At 68.4% G+C, this 14,485-nt stretch carries 15 protein-coding genes; 7 read left to right on the top strand and 8 right to left on the bottom strand.

Annotated features, from left to right (window positions below):
• Positions 1 to 87: 87 nt before the first annotated feature.
• The 6 genes from trmD to AB0P21_RS36415 all read right to left on the bottom strand — a co-directional run bounded on the left by trmD (position 88) and on the right by AB0P21_RS36415 (position 5,242).
• A complete protein-coding gene (gene trmD / locus AB0P21_RS36440) occupies positions 88 to 1,287 on the bottom strand; it encodes a tRNA (guanosine(37)-N1)-methyltransferase TrmD (protein ID WP_363703118.1) in 1,200 nt (399 codons plus the stop codon).
• Positions 1,284 to 1,838: a ribosome maturation factor RimM gene (rimM, locus tag AB0P21_RS36435; RefSeq protein ID WP_363703116.1), complete on the bottom strand. Its 555-nt coding sequence runs from the start codon at positions 1,836 to 1,838 to the stop codon at positions 1,284 to 1,286. The genes trmD and rimM overlap by 4 nt, the downstream gene beginning before the upstream one ends.
• An 84-nt stretch (positions 1,839 to 1,922) precedes the next feature.
• Positions 1,923 to 2,174: an RNA-binding protein gene (locus AB0P21_RS36430; protein ID WP_363703309.1), complete on the bottom strand. Its 252-nt coding sequence runs from the start codon at positions 2,172 to 2,174 to the stop codon at positions 1,923 to 1,925.
• A gap of 5 nt (positions 2,175 to 2,179) precedes the next feature.
• Positions 2,180 to 2,698 carry a 30S ribosomal protein S16 gene (gene rpsP / locus AB0P21_RS36425; RefSeq protein ID WP_363703114.1) on the bottom strand — a complete coding sequence of 173 codons (519 nt, stop codon included), beginning with the start codon at positions 2,696 to 2,698 and terminating at the stop codon, positions 2,180 to 2,182.
• Between the two features lie 451 nt (positions 2,699 to 3,149).
• Positions 3,150 to 4,493 carry a 6-phospho-beta-glucosidase gene (locus AB0P21_RS36420; RefSeq protein ID WP_363703112.1) on the bottom strand — a complete coding sequence of 448 codons (1,344 nt, stop codon included), beginning with the start codon at positions 4,491 to 4,493 and terminating at the stop codon, positions 3,150 to 3,152.
• Positions 4,490 to 5,242 (bottom strand): DeoR/GlpR family DNA-binding transcription regulator, encoded by a 753-nt coding sequence (locus AB0P21_RS36415; protein ID WP_363703110.1) that lies wholly within the window; start codon positions 5,240 to 5,242, stop codon positions 4,490 to 4,492. Before AB0P21_RS36415 ends, AB0P21_RS36420 begins: the two co-directional genes overlap by 4 nt.
• 125 nt (positions 5,243 to 5,367) lie before the next feature.
• Here AB0P21_RS36415 and AB0P21_RS36410 point away from each other — a divergent pair, with 125 nt between their 5' ends.
• From AB0P21_RS36410 to AB0P21_RS36395, 4 genes are read left to right on the top strand one after another with little or no spacing between them, the layout of a single operon-like run.
• Entirely contained in the window at positions 5,368 to 6,348 is a 981-nt protein-coding gene (locus AB0P21_RS36410; protein WP_363703108.1) for a PfkB family carbohydrate kinase, read from the top strand.
• 4 nt (positions 6,349 to 6,352) lie between these two features.
• Positions 6,353 to 7,639, top strand: coding sequence for an extracellular solute-binding protein (locus tag AB0P21_RS36405; protein ID WP_363703106.1), 1,287 nt, complete (start codon positions 6,353 to 6,355; stop codon positions 7,637 to 7,639).
• On the top strand, positions 7,636 to 8,568 hold the full coding sequence (locus tag AB0P21_RS36400) for a sugar ABC transporter permease (protein ID WP_363703104.1): 933 nt from the start codon (positions 7,636 to 7,638) through the stop codon (positions 8,566 to 8,568). The genes AB0P21_RS36405 and AB0P21_RS36400 overlap by 4 nt, the downstream gene beginning before the upstream one ends.
• A gap of 44 nt (positions 8,569 to 8,612) precedes the next feature.
• Positions 8,613 to 9,410, top strand: a complete 798-nt coding sequence (locus AB0P21_RS36395) for a carbohydrate ABC transporter permease (protein ID WP_363703307.1) — start codon at positions 8,613 to 8,615, stop codon at positions 9,408 to 9,410.
• Here AB0P21_RS36395 and AB0P21_RS36390 read toward each other — a convergent pair.
• The gene (locus tag AB0P21_RS36390) at positions 9,397 to 11,430 is read right to left on the bottom strand and encodes a caspase family protein (RefSeq protein WP_363703102.1); all 2,034 of its coding nucleotides are present in this window, start codon (positions 11,428 to 11,430) and stop codon (positions 9,397 to 9,399) included. The two genes, AB0P21_RS36395 and AB0P21_RS36390, sit on opposite strands and share 14 nt — an antisense overlap.
• A gap of 1 nt (position 11,431) precedes the next feature.
• On the bottom strand, positions 11,432 to 11,815 hold the full coding sequence (locus AB0P21_RS36385) for a hypothetical protein (protein ID WP_363703100.1): 384 nt from the start codon (positions 11,813 to 11,815) through the stop codon (positions 11,432 to 11,434).
• 128 nt (positions 11,816 to 11,943) lie between these two features.
• On the opposite strand from AB0P21_RS36385, the gene AB0P21_RS36380 reads away from it, so the two are divergent.
• The 3 genes from AB0P21_RS36380 (at position 11,944) to AB0P21_RS36370 (ending at position 14,457) form a co-directional block, all read left to right on the top strand.
• A complete protein-coding gene (locus AB0P21_RS36380; RefSeq protein ID WP_363703099.1) occupies positions 11,944 to 12,138 on the top strand; it encodes a hypothetical protein in 195 nt (64 codons plus the stop codon).
• 24 nt (positions 12,139 to 12,162) lie between these two features.
• Positions 12,163 to 13,527 carry an SPFH domain-containing protein gene (locus tag AB0P21_RS36375; protein ID WP_363703097.1) on the top strand — a complete coding sequence of 455 codons (1,365 nt, stop codon included), beginning with the start codon at positions 12,163 to 12,165 and terminating at the stop codon, positions 13,525 to 13,527.
• A 144-nt stretch (positions 13,528 to 13,671) separates the two neighbouring features.
• Positions 13,672 to 14,457 (top strand): M23 family metallopeptidase, encoded by a 786-nt coding sequence (locus tag AB0P21_RS36370; protein ID WP_363703095.1) that lies wholly within the window; start codon positions 13,672 to 13,674, stop codon positions 14,455 to 14,457.
• The last annotated feature ends 28 nt before the right edge of the window (positions 14,458 to 14,485 follow it).

Genomic DNA, 14,485 nt, shown 5'->3' with positions numbered 1-14,485 from the left:
GGCATAGATCGCCACGAAATCAGCCGCGATTCCCAGCACCGGACCCAGCGCCGGGCCTCAGCGCCGAATCCCCAGCAGTCGGAGCTCTCAGCGCCGCCGGCGCCGCTTGGCCAGCAGCACCAGCTCGATCGTCTCGGTCTGCCACTCCCGCTTGATCTCGCGGTAGCCGGCGTTCCGGTACAGCTGCAGGTTCCGCTCACTCTCCGCACCCGTGAACAGTTCGTACGTCGCAACCTCGGCGGGCGCGGTCTTCTCGGCTACCTGCAGCAGCTTGGCGGCGATCCCCCGCCGCTGCCAGTCCGGAGCCACCATCAGCCGCGCGATGCGGCCCACTGAGCCGTCGATGGCCAGCTGGACGGACCCGACGATCCGGCTGCCCGCTACGGCCTTCCAGACCGGTCCCAGGGCGAAACGGGCGGCACACTCCTCCAGCGACTCCGACAACGGCGGAATCGACAGGTCGCCATAGGCCTGTCCCTCGGTCAGGAAGGACGCCCGCTGCAGCGTGAGCAACTCCCCCGCATCCGCCTCGGTCGCCGGGAGCAGGCGAACCTGTGACGCCGGGTCGTCCTCAGCAGGCATCGAGCTGCCCCAGGCGGCCAACAGGTCAGGCCTGCGCTCCGTAGTACGGCGTACTGACTCGTCGTGGCGCCACTCGGCGATCAGCTTGTGGTTCCCGGACAGGAGGACATCCGGTACGTCGTGCCCGCGCCACGCCGGCGGCTTTGTGTAGACGGGGTACTCCAGCAGCCCGTGGCCCGAGTGGGACTCCTCAGCCAGTGACTCCGGGTTGCCGATCACACCGGGCAGCAGGCGGGCAATGGCCTCGACCATGACCAGTACTGCGACCTCCCCGCCGTTCAGCACGTAGTCGCCGATGGAGACCTCAGTAACCTGCATCCGCTCCGCAGCGTGCGCCGCGACGCGTGCGTCGATCCCCTCGTACCGGCCGCAGGCAAAAGCCAGCCACGGCTCGGCAGCAAGCTCGTAGGCCAGGTCCTGGCTGAAGGGCTGCCCGGCAGGCGTTGGCACGATCAGGCGGGGCTGAGACGGCCCGTCGGTCGGCAGTACTGCGTCGAACGCCTCTCCCCACGGCTGCGGCTTCATCACCATGCCCGCGCCGCCGCCGTACGGGGTGTCGTCGACGGTGCGGTGCCGGTCGTGCGTCCAGTCGCGCAGGTCGTGCACCCGGACGTCGAGCAGGCCGCTCTTGGCCGCCTTGCCGACCAGCGAGACGTCCAGAGCCGCCAGGTACTCCGGGAAGATCGAGAAGACGTCCAGCCTCATCGGGCCGCGTCCCCTGGCTCCGTCGGGACCACCTCGGCACCCTCGGGGTCGAGCAGCCCGGGGCGGTCGGCCACTGTCACGTACTTCGCGTCCAGGTCGATCTCCGGGACGAGCTCCTCGACCAGCGGCACCAGTACTGCGTTGCCGGCCGGCCTGCGGATCTCCAGCAGGTCCTGCGACGGCAGGTGGATCACGTCGATGACCTCGCCGGCCTCGACCCCGTCGGTGGTGCGCACCTTCAGGCCGATCAGTTCGCGGTCGTAGTACTCGTCGGGGTCCTCGGGGCGCTCGTCCTCGCCGATCTCGGCCTGGACCTCGAGGTTGCGCAGGTTCTCCGCAGCGGTGCGGTCCGGGGAGTCCACGAACTTCACCAGCAGCCGGCCGCTGTGCCAGCGACTCGACTCGACCACCAGGGTCCGCGGCGGGGTCGTGGGGGTCACCAGCCGAGCGCCGTCGGCGAACCGGAGATCCGGGTCGTCCGTCCGGACGATCATGCCGACCTCGCCCTTGATCCCGTGCGCCCGGCCGATACGGCCGACGATCACCAGCACTTGCGGTTCCTACTTTCACCAAAGTCGTAAAGAGCAGTAAAGGGCCGCACCCAGTGGGGTACGGCCCTTCAGGACTGTTCGAGCTCAGCGGCGCGGGCGCCGGTTGAACTCGTCGACGAAGTCGATCCGGACCGACTGCTCGGAGCTGAGCGCCCCGACCACGGTACGGATCGCGGTCGCCGTCCGGCCGTTGCGGCCGATCACCTTGCCGATGTCGTCGGGGTGCACGTGCACCTCGAGAGTCTGCCCGCGTCGCAGGTTGCGCGACCGGACACTGACATCGTCAGGATTGTCGACGATGCCCCGGACCAGGTGCTCGAGCGCCTCGGTCTCCATCACCGTCAGGCCTTGGCGTCGTCGGCCGGCGCGTCGGTGGCGGCGGCGTCGGCGGCCGGAGCGGCCTCCTCGACCTTCGCCTCGGCAGCGTCGTCCTTCTTCTCGGCCTTGTCAGCCTTGTCTGCCTTCGGCTCCGCCTTCTTGGCGGCGGCCTTCTTGGTGACGGCCTCGGTCTTCAGCGTGCCGTGCGCCTCGGCGAGGGCCTCGTTGAAGATCTCCTGCTTGTCACGCTTGGGCTCCTTGACCCGCAGCGGCGCCGGAGCCTCGAGACCCTTGAACTTCTGCCAGTCACCGCTGGCCCGGAAGATGGCCGCGACGGCCTCGGTCGGCTGCGCGCCGACGCCCAGCCAGTACTGCGCCCGGTCCGACTCGACGTGAATGAACGACGGCTCGGCCTTCGGGTTGTACTTGCCGATCTCCTCGATGGCGCGGCCGTCACGCTTGGCGCGGGCGTCCATCACGACGATGCGGTAGTGCGGCGCACGCTTCTTGCCGATGCGCTTCAAACGGATCTTGACTGCCACGTTTGTGGGGTCTCCCTCGGGATTTCATGTCTTGGTTGAGCAACGCACCGGCGTCGTGGGGACAACGGGTGGCCACTCGGATGGGCCTTCCGGGACGTGGAGTTAGAGGGCTGCACGTGATCCGGACGGACTCAGCCCGACATTCTGCCAGATTCGCCCAGTTCAAACCAATCCAGCTGTACCCCAGCCACCAGCAACCCCATCGCTGGGGTTCCCGCCGCCGGCTCCTGCTGTTACTGCGAGGAGGATCGCGAAGAAGTCGCACCTTGCACCAGAGGCCCGGCGGGCGGCAGGGCTCGGCGCTCGGCGGCAGCCAGCAGCAGCCCGGTGGGCGGCCGTGCTCGGCGCTCGGCGGCAGCCAGCAGCAGCCTGGCGGGCGGCCGAAGGCCGGGCACCTCAGCGAGTGGCTGGCGGGCGGCCGAGGGCCGGGCACTTCAGCGGATGGCTGTGATCATGCGCGGAAGGGGGCCAGGGCTGGGAGTTCTGCGATGTAGCCGTCCAGGAGCTGATGGGCGGCGGTTACTGAGTCGATCAGAGGGTGCCAGGCGAGGGCTCGGATGGCGGCGGCGCGGGAGCCTGTGGTGGCGGCTTCGATGGTGGAACGCTCGACGGCCTTCACGGCGCAGACCAGGCCCGCTTGGTGGTCGGTGAACTGGGAGATGGCGAGCGGGCGGGCGCCGTTGGCGTCGACCGTGCACGGGATCTCGACCACGGCGTCGTCGTCGAGGTGGTGCAGGGTGCCGCGGTTGCGGACGTTCAGGATCAGCGAGGCGCGTTCGTTGTGGGCGATCGCTCGCATCAGTGACAGCGCGACCTGCTCGTACCCGCCCGCGGACATGTCCCGCTCGTCGCGCTCGCCCGCGTCGGCCACCTCACGGCTCTCCACCATGTACGTCGCTTCGCGCTCAGCCCGCGTCTTCTGCCACAACTCCAGCGCGTCAGCGGGCTGCGAGGCTGTCTCCGCGTAGAACCGCGACTGCTGCTCCAGCAGGAACGTCCCGCGCGTCTGCTCCACCGCCTGTACTGCGGCCAGCGTCTCGCGGGCGAAGTAGTAATAGTGCAGATACTCGTTGGGGATCGACCCCAGCGACCGCAGCCACTCGACCCCGAACAGCCGCCCCTCCTCGAAGTCGCCGAGCGCGACGGGATCCGCCAGCAGCGCCGGCAGATGATCGACCCCACCCGACTGCAGCCCGCGCAGCCAGCCGAGGTGGTTCAGCCCCGCATAGTCGTAGAACACCGAAGACGCATCGAGCCCGAGCGCAAGAGCAGCCCGTCGACCGAGCCCCGACGGTGAGTCGCAGATCCCGATCACCCGGTCGCCCAGAGACGGGATCATCGCCTCGGTCACCATCCCGGCCGGGTTGGTGAAGTTGATGACCCACGCCTCAGGCGCCAGTACTGCGATCCGCTCGGCGATGGCCGTCGCCACCGGCAAGGTTCGCAACGCGTAGGCGATGCCGCCCGCGCCGACCGTCTCCTGACCCAGTACGCCGAGGTCGAGTGCGACCCGTTCGTCGATCGTCCGCCCTTCGAGCCCGCCGACCCGGATCGCCGAGAAGACGAAGTCGGCGCCGCGCAACGCCTCGTCGAGGTCGGTCGTCTCGGTCACCACCGGCGGATCGGAGTACGGCGCGGCCTGCTGGCGTAGGACGGAGCCGATCGACGCCAGCCGCGAGCGGTCGGTGTCGTAGAGCACCACGGAGGTGATCCGGCCGGCGCCGCGGTCACCCAGCAACGCTTGGTAGACAAGGGGAACCCGGAATCCGCCGCCCCCGAGAATGGTCAGTCTCACGCCAGGATCACCTGTACTCCTGCTTCCAGCAGTTGGGCCCGGGTCGCCTCGTCGGCGTCGGGCTCGGTCACCACCATGTGCAGCTCGGCCGGCTCGCAGACCTTGGCGACACCGTGGCCGGGGAACTTGGTCGCGTCGGCCAGCAGCACCACCCGGTCGGCGGCCTTGATCATCGCCCGCTTCACCGGTACCTCGATCATCGTGCTGTCCATCACCCGGCCGTCGGGGCGGACCCCGCTGGTGCCGAGGAACAGCCAGTCGACGTGGATCTGCCGCAGCGACTCCTCGGTCAGGTAACCGACCAGGGAGCGGTAGCTGCGCCGGACGAAGCCGCCCAGGATGATCAGCTCGATCTGCTCGTCGTTCTGCAACTCTTCCAGGACCGCGAGGTTGCTGGTGACCACCGTCAGCGAGCGGCCGTGCAGATGCTGGGCGACCCGCAGGGCCGTCGTACCGATGTCCAGGAGGACCGACTGCCCGTCGCTGACCAGGGAGGCCGCTCGCCGGGCGATCTGATCCTTCTCGGACGCATGCACGGCACTGACCTCGGCGAACGGCTCGTCACCGCCGTCGACGGCGAGCGCGCCGCCGTACACCCGGGTGAGCCGGCCCTGGTCGTGCAACTGCTCCAGGTCGCGCCGGATGGTGGCCTCGCTGACGCCCAGTTGGGCAGCCAGCAGCTTCACACCCCCGGCCCCGTCGACCCGAAGCGCGCGGACGATCTGATCCTGTCGCTGCTTTGGCAACACCCCAAAACCGTATCATGCAAACTCTTTCATTATCGATCACTCAACTGCAGAGGTATTGCGTAGTTTGATCAAAAGTTCCACACTGTCTGCACGAGTTTGAGCGAGCCTGCAGGAGTGTGCTGGCAATGCAGAACCACGCGATGGATGTGGTCGTGTCCGGCCTGGTCTTCCACGACCTCGTGCTCGGCCTGCCCTCCGCGCCGCGTCCGGGGACCGAGGTCTGGGCCGACGACTCCGCCGTGAGCCCGGGCGGGATCGCCAACTTCGCCGTCGCGCTGGCCCGGCTCGGGCTGCGGACCGGCCTGGCCGCGGCCTTCGGCGCCGACGACCTCGGCGACCGGCTGTGGGACCGGCTGGAGCAAGGCGAAGGCATCGACCTGACTCACTCCCGCAAGCTCGCCGGATGGCAGACCCCACTCACAGTGGCTCTTGCCTACGACAACGACCGGGCACTGGTCACCAGGGGCACCCCGCCCCCACTGTCGGCCGACGAGCTCCTGACCACACTGCCCGCCGCCAAGTCCGTCGCTGCTCACATCGGTCCCTGGCCGAACGAGTGGCTCGCCAAGGCCCGGGCGGCCGGCAGCGTGGTGTTCGCCGACGTCGGGTGGGATCCCGCCGAGCAGTGGGATCCCGCAGTACTCGATCAGCTGGCGTACTGCGACGTGTTCCTGCCGAATGCGGGCGAGGCGATGAGCTACACCCGTACGAGTACGCCGGGCAAGGCACTCGAGCGGCTGGCCGAGAAGGTCCCCCTGGTGGTCATCTCCGACGGTGCCAACGGAGCACTCGCGCTCGACGCGGGCACCGGCGAGCGGGTCGCAGTACCGGCTGTTCCAGTCTCGGCGGCGGACACCACCGGGGCGGGTGATGTGTTCGCCGCCGGCTTCATCGCAGCGACCCACTGGAGTCTCCCGCTGACCGAGCGGCTCCAGTTCGCCGCACTGGCCGCGGCGTTGTCCGTCACCAAGCTCGGCGGCGCCGAGGCCGCGCCGCGCTGGGCCGACCTCGCCGAATGGCACCACCTGCATCCAGACCCATCCCTTGCCGCGCTGATCAGCGCGCACTCCGGGAGCGCCGCGCTGCGCGACCAGTCAGGAAGGTAGAACCATGGAGCTCTCACGTCGGACGGCGCTCGCCGGAGGCTTCGCCGCCCTGCTCGGCGGGACGGTCGTCGGCTGCTCGTCCAGCATGGACCCGGGATCGACGAAGAAGAACGCGACCGGCAACATCGCCCTGTGGTGCTGGCCGGGCGGCCTGGGCAAGTCCGTGCTGGACGACACCATCGCGCACTTCCCCGACCAGCACATCAAGTACTCCGAGGTCGGCGGCGACTTCAAGCAGAAGCTGCTCACCACCTTCAACGGCGGCAGCTCGATCCCCGACATCACCGGCGTCAAGGGCGAGGACATCGCCTCGCTGCTACCGCAGGCCAACCGGTTCGTCGATCTCAAGTCGATCGGCGCCGACGCGATCCTCGGCGACTACCTGGACTGGAAGGTCAAGCAGGCCACCACGCTGGACGGCAAGGTGCTCGGCATCCCGATCGACATCGGCCCGACCGCGCTGTTCTACCGGGAGGACATCTTCACCGCCGCCGGGCTGCCTGGCGATCCCGCCAAGGTGGCCGAGCAGCTGAAGACCTGGGACGACTTCCTGGCCGCCGGAGTGGAGCTGCGCAAGGCCAATCCGAAGGCCCCGATCGTTGCCGACGCCACCGATCTGTACGGAACCATCGTCAACCAGGGCACCGCGCGGTACATCGACAAGGACAACAAGTTCATCGGCGACCAGGACCACATCCGCAAGGCCTGGGACACCGCGGTGAAGGCGGTCACGCTGAAGGTCGACGGCAAGACCCTCGGCGGTACGCCGGACTGGAACGCGGGTCTCGACCAGGGCACCGTGCCCACCGTCACCGGCGCGGCCTGGGTCGCGCTGGACATCAAGGCCGCCTGCAAGACCAGCGTCGGCAAGTGGCGGGTAGCGGCAATCCCGAGCGGCCCGGCGAACTTCGGCGGCTCGTTCCTGACCATCACCAAGAGCGCCGCCGACCCGGCTGCCGCGCTCGAGGTGATCAAGTACATGCTGAGCGCCGACAACCAGGCCAAGGCGTTCGCCGACGCGCAGATCTTCCCGTCCGCGCCGGCCGCCTACGACAAGCCGCAGCTCAAGGCGCCCGACCCGTTCTTCGGCGGACAGACGACCATCGACGTCTTCGGACCGGCCGCCAAGAACATCCCGATCGCGTACGAGGCGCCGCTGGACAGCGCCATCGCCGTACCGTTCACCGACGGCATCAAGCTCGTCCAGGCCGGCAAGAAGACGTCGGACGCGGCCTGGGCGGAGGCCGTCGCGAAGGCGAAGCAGATCGGCAAGCGTCAGGGCGTGCAGTGACGCTCACCGCGACGGCGCCCAGCCCGCTGGCCCGTACTGCGAAACCGCGGCGCCGGCGCGGCATCGCGTCGTACTGGCGGTTCTACCTGGCGCTGTCGCCGTTCTACCTGATCTTCCTCGTCTTCGGCTTGTACCCGGTGGGGTCGACGATCCTGCTCGCCTTCCAGAAGTGGGACGGGCTCGGGCCGCGCACGATGGTCGGGTTGCAGAACTTCGGCTTCCTGATCGAGGACAGCACCTTCTGGCTGTCGCTGTGGAACACGGTCGTGCTGTTCGTGATGTCGACCGTGCCGACGCTGGTGATCGCGATGACGCTGGCGGTGATGCTGCACTCGGCCGTCCGGTTCAAGGGCGCCTACCGGATCGCGTACTTCATCCCGAACATCACCTCGCTGGTCGCGGCGGCGATCTTCTTCGCCGCCGTCTTCAGCACCAACTTCGGGCTGATCAACTCCGGACTGCGGGCGCTCGGGCTGCCCACCGAGGACTGGCTGCGGCAGCCGTGGGGGATCAAGATCGCGATCTCCACGATGATCGTGTGGCAGTGGGCCGGCTACAACACGATCATCTACCTGGCCGGTCTGCAGGCGATCCCGACCGAGCAGTACGAGGCGGCCAAGATGGACGGCGCCGGACCGTTCCGGACGTTCTTCTCGATCACACTGCCGCAACTGCGCCCGGTGGTGCTGTTCACCGTGATCATGTCGACGATCGGCGGGCTGCAGACCTTCACCGAGCCGCAGGTGATGGTGGGCAACGCGGGCGGAACCGGGCAGAGCGGCATGACGGTGGTCATGTACTTCTACAACCAGGCGTTCTTCAACAACGACTACGGGTACGCCGGTGCCATTGCCTTGAGCATCTTCCTGCTGGTGCTGCTGTTCACCGCGATCAACTGGAAGCTGCTCGGCGGAAGGGGACGGTCGTGAACGGATCTGTTGCGAAGGCGCGGATCAGGTGGCCCGGCCTTCTGATGCACGTGTTCCTGACGATCGCCGGACTGCTGTGCCTGTTCCCGTTCTACTGGACGCTGGTGATGGCGACCAACACGACATCGGACATCTACCGGTACCCGCCGAAGTTCACCCTCGGGTCGCAGCTCGACGACAACGTCCGCGCGGTCCTGGAGAACGTGGCGTTCTTCCAGTCGATGGGCAACACGCTGATCGTGGCGGTCTGTACGACGGTGCTGGTGCTGTTCTTCGACTCGCTGGCCGCCTTCACCTTCGCGAAGTTCCGCTTCCCGGGGCGGAACGCGCTGTTCGTGATCCTGCTCGCGACGATGCTGCTGCCGGCCCAGCTGGGCGCGGTACCGCAGTTCCAGACGATGGCGGCGTTCGGGTGGGTCGGGTCGCTGAAAGCGCTGGTCATCCCGGCGGCGGCCAACGCGTTCGGGATCTTCTGGTTGCGGCAGTACTTCCAGAACTCGATCCATGACGAACTGGTGGAGGCGGCGACGCTGGACGGGTGCGGCTTCCTCGGGGTCTATCGGCATGTGGCGTTGCCGTCGGCGCGGCCGGCGCTGGCGTTCCTCGGGATCTTCACCTTCGTCGCGTCGTGGAACGACTACTTCTGGCCGCTGATCGTGCTGACCAACCCCGATCACCTGACCCTGCAGGTGGCGCTGTCCTCGCTGAACCGCAGCCACGGCGTCGACTACAGCATGGTGATGACGGGCGCGCTGATGGCGATGATCCCGCTGATCATCGTCTTCGTGATCTTCGCCCGGCAGTTCATCAAGGGCGCCACCGAGGGTGCTATTCGCGGCTGACCTTCGCGGTGAAGGCAGACAGGGCGACCGCGGCGATGAGCAGGGCGCTGCCCAGGACGCAGGTGAGGACCACTGACGGGGAGCCGCCCAGGGTGTAGGCCGGGATGATGGAGATCATGTCGATGACGGCGTAGGACACCACGGCCGCGGCCAGCCACGATCGCGCCCGCGCCTCGGTGGCCGCCAGGGCGAGCCAGGCGATGGCGGCGGCGAAGACCGGCTCGATCAGGCCGAGCTTGGTGACGGTGAGCCAGGAGATGCCGTCCTCGTGCTTGATGCCGGCACTGATGGCCAACAAGATGCCTGCGGCAACTACCAGGAGTGCGGGGAGTGGCGGGACCGGCCACAGTGGGAGGTGGAGCGGGCGGAGTACGGCGAGGACGAGGGCGACCATCGTCGCGGCGAGCAGGGTGGAGGCGACCCAGCGGGTGGTCTCGGTGTAGGTGATGCCGGCGCCGAGCAGCATGATGCCGTCCTGGACGATCGAGGCGGCGCAGCCGAGCACTACTCCGAGCGCGATCAGCGCGCGGATGGCGGAGGTCGCTGCCAGGGTGGCGACGAGGGTAGCGATCGAGGCGAGGGTGGTGGGGTCGATCCAGCTTCGGTAGACGTGCCAGCCGGTGTTCGATTCGTCGTACCAGAGTTTGCGGCTGTCGGTGGGGCCGGGCCAGTTGATGGCGATCAGGGCGAGGGCGGCGAGGATGAGGGCGCCGATCAACCACCATGGGGCAGAAGGCGATCCGGGAGCAGACGCAGGAGCTGCCGGCTTGGGCTTCGCGGCAACTGGCTGCTGTGTCAGGTCGGGTTGGGGCTTAGCAGTCGGCGGCACAGCTGCCGAGACTGGAGCAGACGCAGGAGCAGTAGCCGGCTCGCGCGTCGCGGCAACAGGCTCGGGTTCTGGGTCGGGCTGGGGCTGGGGTTTGGGCTGGGGCTTTGAAAGTGCCGGTGCGGGTTGAGGCAGCAACTCCGGTGGAGTTGTCGGGAACTCGAGGACAGCACCCTGCTCGGTCAGCTCGACCCACGGCGCGCTCGGCGACGCCTCCGTCAACGCCTGCCGCGCAGCTTCGGCGACCTTCCGGCTGTCGTCTTCGGTCATCCGGGTGAGCGCCAGCCAAGCGGCGTACGCGAGACCCACGTCGTCCCCGAGCAGCCGTTCGCGCAGGTAATCCACGACGCCGAAGCGCGCCGCCGGCAGCGGGCTCTCCATCGCCTGCACCAGCTCAGGCGCCAGCTCCGTCGGCACGATCCGGCGCGACCGGGTGCGGGCGATCAGCAACTCACCCTGGGAGCCGAAGGTCCACATCTGTGGATTCTGATTCGGCGTGACGCGGTGGATCTGATCGCTGACATAGCTCACGAGCTCGGTCAGACCGACCCAGCCGTCGCCGTCGCGATCGGCATCGCCTGACGTCAACCCGTCCACCACAGCACTCGTGAAGACGGACGGTTTCGACGTACCGGAGGCCAACTGCCCGCCCTCGAAGGCGTACTCCATCGCGCTCGACGCCGTGACGACCACGCGTCCGCGCCCGCCGCCGACCCGGTCCTGGCCGGCAAACGCGTCCCGCACCTGCGCCTCGCCCGTAGCCCGCACCACCAGCCCGCGCGGGAAAGCGCCGCCGTAGCAACAGTCGAGGAACAGCGCGATCCGCTGCGCGCGGCTGTCCGCCATCTGCCGGTTGACGAAGTCCGCCGCCACGGCCGTCGAGGCGAGTCGTGTCGGCTGCGTGTCTGCCACCGCCAGGAACAACTCCCCCGCGGCGTTCTTCAACCCATGGCACGAGAAATGCAGCAGGAGCAGGTCTTCCGGCGACCGATCGGCGAAGAAGTCCTCGACGGCGTACCGGATCTCGTGCGCCGACGCGTTCTCCAGCACCTGTACGTCGAACCCGCCGACCGCCGGATCACCCAGTACTCCGGCCAGCGCCGCCGCATCCCGGGCCGGCGCCATCAACCGGCTCAGCCCCGGATCGGCGTACTCCTCGTTGGCGATCACCAGCGCGACGCGAGCCCCGTCCATCTCACGCGTCCGTCCCGGAGTGCTTGCGCACCCACGCGTCCACCAAACGCTGCTGGACCTCGTCACTCGCGCCGGTCAGCTCGAGCGTGTCGCCGTCGATCGAGATCTTCACCGTGTGCGCGCCACCCGACCTGCGCAGCCAGTCCCGGACGACGGCAACCATCGCCCCGACGACCTGCAACCCAGGCGTCAGCGACACACTCAGCAGACCGGCGATCGCGGCCAGCCCACCACGCGTCCCCGGCGGCGCCTCGCCCTCGCGGACCGGCTCGACCGCGCGGACGTCCAAGGCCAACAACTCCTGGCGCAGCAACAACGCCAGCTCTTCCAGCCTGGCCTGGTCGGCCCCCTGCTCGACCACCCCGACTCGTACCTCAGCCCCCATCGCCCCTCCCCATCCCCCAGGCCGACACTCCAACCATGCGCCCGGCCAGCGTCGACTACAAGACGTGACGCGCCCGGACACTAAGCTTCGGGAACCCAGTGGGGCAGTGCGAACGTCGGAGGGACGTCATGGTTGGCAAGCGAGGTCGCGTGATCGGCCGGATCGGACCGGGAATCGTCGGCGAGGTGATGCTTCCGGTCCGCGGTGCCACCGAAGCCTTCTACGCTTATCCCGCGGCCGACGAAGTGATCGAGGCCGGTACCCCGGTGGTGGTGGTCGAGTTCGACCCACCCCGGACGGTCTACGTCGCCCGCGCCATCTGAAACATCTGGTTCCCTGGAGGGGAAATGCTCTGGACGTACCTGGTCACCGGCGCCATCGCGCTGGTGGTCCTGCTGATTCTGTTCCGGATGGTCTGGCGGGTGGCCGAGCCGAACGAGGCGCTGATCATCTCCGGCCTCGGCGCGCACTCGAGCCAGGAGCAGATCAACGAGACGCTCGGCTTCAAGATCGTGGTCGGCCGCGGTACCGCGGTGCTGCCCGGTTTCCAGACCGTCCGCCGGTTGCCGCTCGACATCCGGGCCACCCCGCTGACCGTCACCTGCGTGTCCAGCCAGGGCATTCCGCTGCACATCAAGGGCGTCACGGCGTACAAGGTCGGTGACGACTACGGCTCGATCGCGAACGCCGCCCGCCGGTTCCTGGAGCAGAGCGACGAGCAGGTGATGAGCACGATCCACGAACTGTTCGCGGGTCACCTGCGGGCGATCGTCGGCTCCACCACGGTCGAGGAGATGCTGCACGACCGGGAGACGCTGACCACGAACATCCGCGGCTCGCTGGCCGGCGACATGGAGAAGCTCGGCCTGGTGGTCGACTCGCTGCAGATCCAGGAGATCGACGACGAGTCGGGCTACATCAAGAACCTCGGTCGCCCGCAGGCCGCGGCCGTCGAGGCCGCTGCCCGAATCGCCTGGGCCGAGCGCGACCGGGAAGCCACCGAGCGCGAGCAGGTGGCCGGCGCCGCGAAGGCGGCCGCAGTACGGCAGAGCTCGATCGCCCAGGCCGGCTACCAGGCCGAGGTCGACCAGGCGAACTCGAAGGCCTCGCAGTCCGGTCCGCTCGCCGAGGCGCTGGCCCGCCAGCAGGTCGTGGTGGCCGAGACCGAGACGGCGAAGCTGAACGCGGCGCTGGCCGAGAAGCAGCTCGAGTCGAGCGTGCTCAAGCCGGCCGACGCCGAGGCGTACAAGCAGCGCACGCTGGCCAACGCGGCCCGCGACGCGCAGATCGCCTCGGCCGAGGCGAACGCCCGCGAGGTCACCCTGCGCGGTGAGGCGCAGGCGAAGGCGACCGAGCTGAACGGTAAGGCCGAGGCGCTCGCCGTCCAGGCCAAGGCGATGGCCGAGGCAGCCGGTATCAAGGCGCGCGCCGAGGCGCTGGCCACGAACACCGACGCCGTCGTCGCCCAGCAGCTGGCCGAGGCCTACCCGGAGATCGTCCGGGCCGCCGCCAGCTCGTTCGAGAAGGTCGGCAACATGGTCGTCCTGAACGGTGCCCAGGGCATCGAGGACACCTTGGTGAAGACCATCACGATGGGTGGTTCGGGCTTCGCGCTGGCCAAGCAGCTGATCGACTCGATCTCCGGTACCGGCCAGCCGCCGACGCTCGAAGCGGTGCCGGACGAGACAGCGCGTCCGGAGTCGGCAAGCTAGCCTTTCGACCACAGGTTAATCACTAACGGTTCACCATATCGATCAGTTCCTAAGTCACGAATCCTGCGCTAGCTTGTGAGCAAATCACTCCAAGCGTCGCGGGTTTCACCATCCGTGACCGGTCGCCCCGAAGGACTGATCACCATGCCCCTCAGACGATTGCTAGCCGTGCTGGCCGCTCTCCTGGTCGGTGCCGCCACCCTGGTGGCGGTACCGACCGAGGCGATGGCCGCCCCGAACTTCAAGGCCCCGTTCCCGTGTGGCCAGCGCTGGACCTACAGCCACCACTCGGCCGAGGTCCGCCGCGCCCTCGACTTCGTCCGCGCCGACGGCGGCACCACCAACGGCACCCCGGTACTGGCCAGCGCCGGCGGTACGGCGTACCGGTTCTCCCAGCCCAGTGGCGCCGGCAACTACATCGCCATCGAGCACGGCGGCGGCTGGAAGACCTACTACTTCCACCTCTCCGCGTACTCCGTGGCCAACGGCCAGGCCGTCAGCCAGGGCCAGCAGATCGGCGTCACCGGCACCACCGGCTCCTCCACCGGTCCGCACATCCACTACGAACAACTGCTGAACGGTGTCGGCCAGAACATCGTCATCAACGGCGGCGCGCTCGCCTACCCGGGCTCGTACAACCAGTACTACCTGACCAGCGACAACGGCTGCGGCAGTCAGCCCGGAAAGCCCTTCATGACCTGGGGTTCCGGCATCCGGGTCCGCGCCGATGCCCGGCTGAACGCGGCTGTGGTGGCGACTCTCGGCGGTCCGACCTCGGTCCGGGTGCTCTGCCAGAAGCAGGGCGACACGGTGACCGCGGAGGGCTACACCAACAACTGGTGGGCCAAGCTCGCCAGCCCGGCCGGCTTCATGAGCAACATCTACATCGACGATCCGAACCAGGTGCTACCAGGCGTTCCAGTCTGTTGACCTGAGCCGGACAAGGCCGGGCCCACCC

This window comes from Kribbella sp. NPDC056861, from assembly GCF_040687575.1.
Classification (GTDB): Bacteria; Actinomycetota; Actinomycetes; order Propionibacteriales; family Kribbellaceae; genus Kribbella.
This window is presented reverse-complemented; position numbering and strand designations above follow the sequence as displayed.

What these genes read in the sequence shown, in the direction of transcription:
- trmD (WP_363703118.1), bottom strand. Translation starts at nt 1,287, where the DNA reads ATGAGGCTGGACGTCTTCTCGATCTTCCCGGAGTACCTGGCGGCTCTG.
- AB0P21_RS36430 (WP_363703309.1), bottom strand. Translation starts at nt 2,174, where the DNA reads ATGGAGACCGAGGCGCTCGAGCACCTGGTCCGGGGCATCGTCGACAAT.
- AB0P21_RS36410 (WP_363703108.1), top strand. Translation starts at nt 5,368, where the DNA reads ATGCAGAACCACGCGATGGATGTGGTCGTGTCCGGCCTGGTCTTCCAC.
- AB0P21_RS36405 (WP_363703106.1), top strand. Translation starts at nt 6,353, where the DNA reads ATGGAGCTCTCACGTCGGACGGCGCTCGCCGGAGGCTTCGCCGCCCTG.
- AB0P21_RS36395 (WP_363703307.1), top strand. Translation starts at nt 8,613, where the DNA reads ATGCACGTGTTCCTGACGATCGCCGGACTGCTGTGCCTGTTCCCGTTC.
- AB0P21_RS36390 (WP_363703102.1), bottom strand. Translation starts at nt 11,430, where the DNA reads ATGGACGGGGCTCGCGTCGCGCTGGTGATCGCCAACGAGGAGTACGCC.
- AB0P21_RS36385 (WP_363703100.1), bottom strand. Translation starts at nt 11,815, where the DNA reads ATGGGGGCTGAGGTACGAGTCGGGGTGGTCGAGCAGGGGGCCGACCAG.
- AB0P21_RS36380 (WP_363703099.1), top strand. Translation starts at nt 11,944, where the DNA reads ATGGTTGGCAAGCGAGGTCGCGTGATCGGCCGGATCGGACCGGGAATC.
- AB0P21_RS36375 (WP_363703097.1), top strand. Translation starts at nt 12,163, where the DNA reads ATGCTCTGGACGTACCTGGTCACCGGCGCCATCGCGCTGGTGGTCCTG.
- AB0P21_RS36370 (WP_363703095.1), top strand. Translation starts at nt 13,672, where the DNA reads ATGCCCCTCAGACGATTGCTAGCCGTGCTGGCCGCTCTCCTGGTCGGT.